This is a genomic window from Acinetobacter sp. WC-323 (assembly GCF_000314615.1).
Classification (GTDB): Bacteria; Pseudomonadota; Gammaproteobacteria; order Pseudomonadales; family Moraxellaceae; genus Acinetobacter; species Acinetobacter courvalinii.
In genome coordinates this window covers 1-4119 of record NZ_AMZS01000006.1, presented here as the reverse complement: position 1 = coordinate 4119, position 4119 = coordinate 1, and the positions used below count along the sequence as shown (strand labels likewise).

Below are 4119 nucleotides of genomic sequence, written 5' to 3'. Positions count from 1 at the left end.
TGATGTTGCTAAGTAAATGACCTTCTTTACTGAGTCATCAGATGAAAAGATTTTCCTTTTCTTCGTTGAATGGCGTATTACGCTATTCAACGACTCAATCGCATTTGTTGTATAAATAGCATGACGTATTTCGGCTGGATAGCTAAAGATCGTTCGGATATTTTCCCAATTGGCCCGCCAGGATTCTCCAATTTTGGGATACTGGTGATTCCATTGATCACAGAAGATGTCTAGGGACTTTAAAGCATTTTCCTCTGTACTTGCCTGATAAATCGCTTTCAGACCCGACGTAACAGCCTTGTAGTCTTTCCAGCTTACAAATCTCAGGCTATTGCGTACAACATGCACAATACACAGTTGAATATCAGTATGAGGGTAAACAGAGGCTATCGCGTCAGGAAAGCCTTTTAATCCATCTACACAGGCAACAAGAATGTCCTGTACTCCTCGATTTTTTAGCTCTGTCATGACTGACAGCCAGAATTTGGCACCTTCTGTCTGAGCAATCCACATACCCAGTAATTCTTTTTGCCCATCCATATTGATGCCTAAAGCAAGGTATACGGACTTGTTAATCACATTGGAGTGCTGACGGACTTTGACAACAATACAGTCAAGATAGACAACAGGATAAAGGCTATCTAAGGCTCTATTTTGCCACTCAGTCACTTGCTCAATCACAGCATCGGTAACTTTGCTGATGAGAGATGCTGACACATCGGCATCGTACATTTCTTTGAAGAAGGCTACAATTTCCCTATTAGTCATTCCTTTTGCATACAGTGAGAGGATTTGGTCATCCATACTGGTGATGCGTGTTTGGTGCTTTTTGATAATTTGTGGCTCAAATGAACCTTCTCGATCACGGGGAATATCTAAAGCCAGTTGTCCATCTTGAGTTGTAATGGTTTTAGAACTAAACCCATTACGGCTATTTGAGCCTTTCTTGGGCTGATGCTTTTCATAACCGAGATGGTCTGAAAGTTCAGTATTGAGTGCAGTTTCAATCATGAATTTTTTAAAGACTGCTGTCATTTGGTTTAAGTCTTCTGGTGTTTTTAGACCTTTAGCCAATTCGGCAGCCATACTTTTGATTGTTGCTTCATCCATGTGAAGTACCTTTTGTAATTATCCTCTGAAGGATAAATGAAAATTAAGTACTTACACAAAATTTAGAACAGTCCCGTGGCGTGCGAACACTGCACAATTTAATTCACGGTGCCTAAGACAGGTATCAACTTCGGACCAGCCATTCTAGCTTTGCTAATGATTTCCACCAGCTCATCATAAGTCAGTTCAAACTTATCCTCACTATCAAATACATAGACCATATTCTTGCCTTCATGTTCAGGTGGAGTAGGTGGTACAAATCGTTTCGGGATAAGAATTTGTGCGAGTTGTTCGTCAGTTAATTTAAATAAGTGCATGTTTTTATCCTACTCTTGGTAAGTCAGACCATTTGGTTAAATACGAAGGTGATCTAAGGTTTTGATTCATGTGCCATGTGGCTTCTTTATTGTTGGCAATGCCTAGCGTGACGAGATTCTTCCCAAACCGTTCACTGATGGCTTCGATGGCATCTGAAAGCCTTTCTCGCTCTTGCTTATGTGAATAGTCCGTGAATAGATCGGGCACAAACTTGGATTGATCTGTAATTTCGAGCAGCACGATTCCCGCCTTTTTATACTTAAAGCCTTTCTTAAATATCTGATCGATGCCTTTCATCGCGGCCTTGGTGATGAGCAGTAGATCATCCGTATGCTCATGCATTTGAACGACGATGTAAGGCGAGTAGCGCTCTGTCTTATCAAAGCGACTGGTTTGGATATACACGCCGATCATCTTGCAGATTGAGCCATCTTCCCGCATTCGTTTCACGGCTCTGGCCACATAAAGCCGAACCGAAGCTTTAATGTCATCCATTTCATACACTGGGTTGCCATATGAACGGCTGCTGATGATTTGCTTCTTCGCTACAGTATCATCACTAAGGTCAATACAAGAAAGGCCCTGTAGCTCAAGCACCGTCTTTTCCATCACGATACTAAACTGCTTTTTGATTTCTTTAGGATTGGCATTGATCAGATCCAGCACAGATTGAACACCCATAGTATTGAGCTTCTTACAGTTCTGTCTGCCTACGCCCCAAACCTCAGACACATCAACCTGCGCGAGTAGCGTTTCTGTAGAGCATGGGTCCATATGGGCCAGATTACAGACCCCATTGAAGAACTTGTTTTTCTTGGCGAGATGATTGGCAATCTTGGCTTCGGTTTTAGAGCGACCAATTCCAATACAGCAGGGTAGGCCTAACCAACGCCAAGCCTTAGCCCTCATGTCTTGAGCATATACAGTCAGGTCAAATAGATGCTCGTAAGCTGTGAGCTTCAGAAAGCATTCATCAATGGAATAGACCTCTTGATCTCCTGGTGCAACATAGTCCCCAAGCAGCTCCATAAAGCGCTTGGACATTTCGCCATATAAGGAGAAATTACTGGATAGCACCTGAATGTTATGTTGTTTGATCAGCTCTTTAATTTGGAATACAGGAACACCCATCTTGATGCCTAAGTCTTTCGCTTCCTGGCTTCTGGCCACGGCACAGCCGTCATTGTTGCTGAGCACAATGGTTGGGCGATCATTCAAGGCAGGATTAAACACACGCTCACACGAGACGTAGCAATTATTCACGTCGACTAACGCGAATATTTCATTTTCACTTTGCATGGTTATTCTTCTTTTTATGAGCGGTGATAAATACGCTTTAAATTAAAAGTCACCACACCCCAGATTGATATGGTCTGACTATCATCAGGAATGATGTGATTGTAATTCGAATTTTCAGCCTTCAACCAAAGTTCTGGAAGCGGATAATCTTCATCTCCAAATATTTCTTTGATTTCAGACTTGGACATCTTATTGGTGATCATCAGCCGCTTAATGGTTGAGGCATTGTCATCAATCAGGGCAACCACGATATCGTAATGCTTGGCTTCAATACTGCGATCAATAATGATTGGATCATTAATCTCTAGGCCAGCATCGAGCATGGATTCACTGTCTACATAGGCAATAAAAGTAGAAATAGGGTTGTGAATCAGGAACTCATTCAGATCGAGTGCTTTGTCTTGCTCATCCTTGGTGCTGAAGGCCGGACCTGCAGGAATACGCTCTAAAGAGACGGGAATAGATACTTTGGATTTGGGTAGGACAGCAGTAAGCCCTAATTTTTCAACAAGCTCATTTTGAACAGCGATTTGTTCAAGCACGGTGTTGATGGTAGGACTTGGTTTACCCTCTGGACCCATGAGCTCTTGTAAAGATGACCATGCGTCGTCAGAGAAGTAAATAGGCAACTTCTTAGACATGAGATACTCCTACGCTACGAGGCGTGTTTGGAAGTAGAATTTGTTTAAATAGGATATTACTAACAGCGTTTAAAATTCAAATTTAAAAAGTTGTGGATAAACAAGGATGCTCAGAATAAGACGTTTTGTTTCTGCTCATCGCGTGGAAATGTGACGAATTCATCGGGCATTTGAAAGAAATATTCATGCGCATGTTCATGATCGGCTGTTAGCCAGTCTTTTCTGTACTGTTCTGGAATAACGATGATGGATCGCTTCTCATCCTTCGGTGCATGGAATTGTTTCATAAAAGGGTGATGGTCCGAATTGATGGTCAACATTGAAAAGGAACGTACCTTATTGCCATTAATCACTGCATCATCATAGATCCCTGCAACAGTAAAAGGCTGATCATCTTTACGCTTGATGGTGTACCAGTGTGGCTTGCCATTGATGTATTTCGGCTCATAAAATTCTTGTACTGGGACTAGGCAGAACTTGCTGTACTTCCAAGCATGTCGAAAGCTAGGCTTATCTGCTACAGACTCAGTTCTGGCGTTATAAGTATGACTGCTGAACTTCAATTCTTTCGCCCAGCTCGGTAGTAATCCAAACTTTGCAATATCAAGCTCTGATATGTGCTGAATTAGCAGGAGACTTTCACTTGGGATATGCTAGGCAGCTAACCGATAAAAGTTCTCTGCTATTTGATTTGGCGTTTTAAAATCCAAACTCTTTTGAATTCTTCGCTGATTATAAAATAACACAATGT

Annotated in this window: 4 protein-coding genes and 1 pseudogene; all 5 read right to left on the bottom strand. The window is 41.9% G+C overall.

The features are described from left to right. Positions 1-1110 (bottom strand): IS256-like element ISAba26 family transposase (locus tag ACINWC323_RS18060; RefSeq protein WP_009506471.1); only part of this gene is annotated, 1110 nt, incomplete at its 3' end. 98 nt (positions 1111-1208) lie between these two features. Beyond that, positions 1209-1427: a hypothetical protein gene (locus tag ACINWC323_RS18065; RefSeq protein WP_000550047.1), complete on the bottom strand. Its 219-nt coding sequence runs from the start codon at positions 1425-1427 to the stop codon at positions 1209-1211. Between the two features lie 4 nt (positions 1428-1431). After that, complete coding sequence (locus ACINWC323_RS18070; protein ID WP_001190352.1) at positions 1432-2727, bottom strand: Y-family DNA polymerase; 1296 nt, start codon at positions 2725-2727, stop codon at positions 1432-1434. Between the two features lie 14 nt (positions 2728-2741). After that, positions 2742-3368 (bottom strand): LexA family protein, encoded by a 627-nt coding sequence (locus tag ACINWC323_RS18075; protein ID WP_000038641.1) that lies wholly within the window; start codon positions 3366-3368, stop codon positions 2742-2744. A 110-nt stretch (positions 3369-3478) separates the two neighbouring features. After that, positions 3479-3979: pseudogene (locus tag ACINWC323_RS18080) on the bottom strand (SOS response-associated peptidase); the annotation flags it as partial. Positions 3980-4119 lie beyond the last annotated feature (140 nt).

Excerpts from the sequence above, each read along its gene's own strand:
- ACINWC323_RS18075 (WP_000038641.1), bottom strand. The coding sequence starts at position 3,368 with ATGTCTAAGAAGTTGCCTATTTACTTCTCTGACGACGCATGGTCATCT.
- ACINWC323_RS18070 (WP_001190352.1), bottom strand. The coding sequence starts at position 2,727 with ATGCAAAGTGAAAATGAAATATTCGCGTTAGTCGACGTGAATAATTGC.
- ACINWC323_RS18065 (WP_000550047.1), bottom strand. The coding sequence starts at position 1,427 with ATGCACTTATTTAAATTAACTGACGAACAACTCGCACAAATTCTTATC.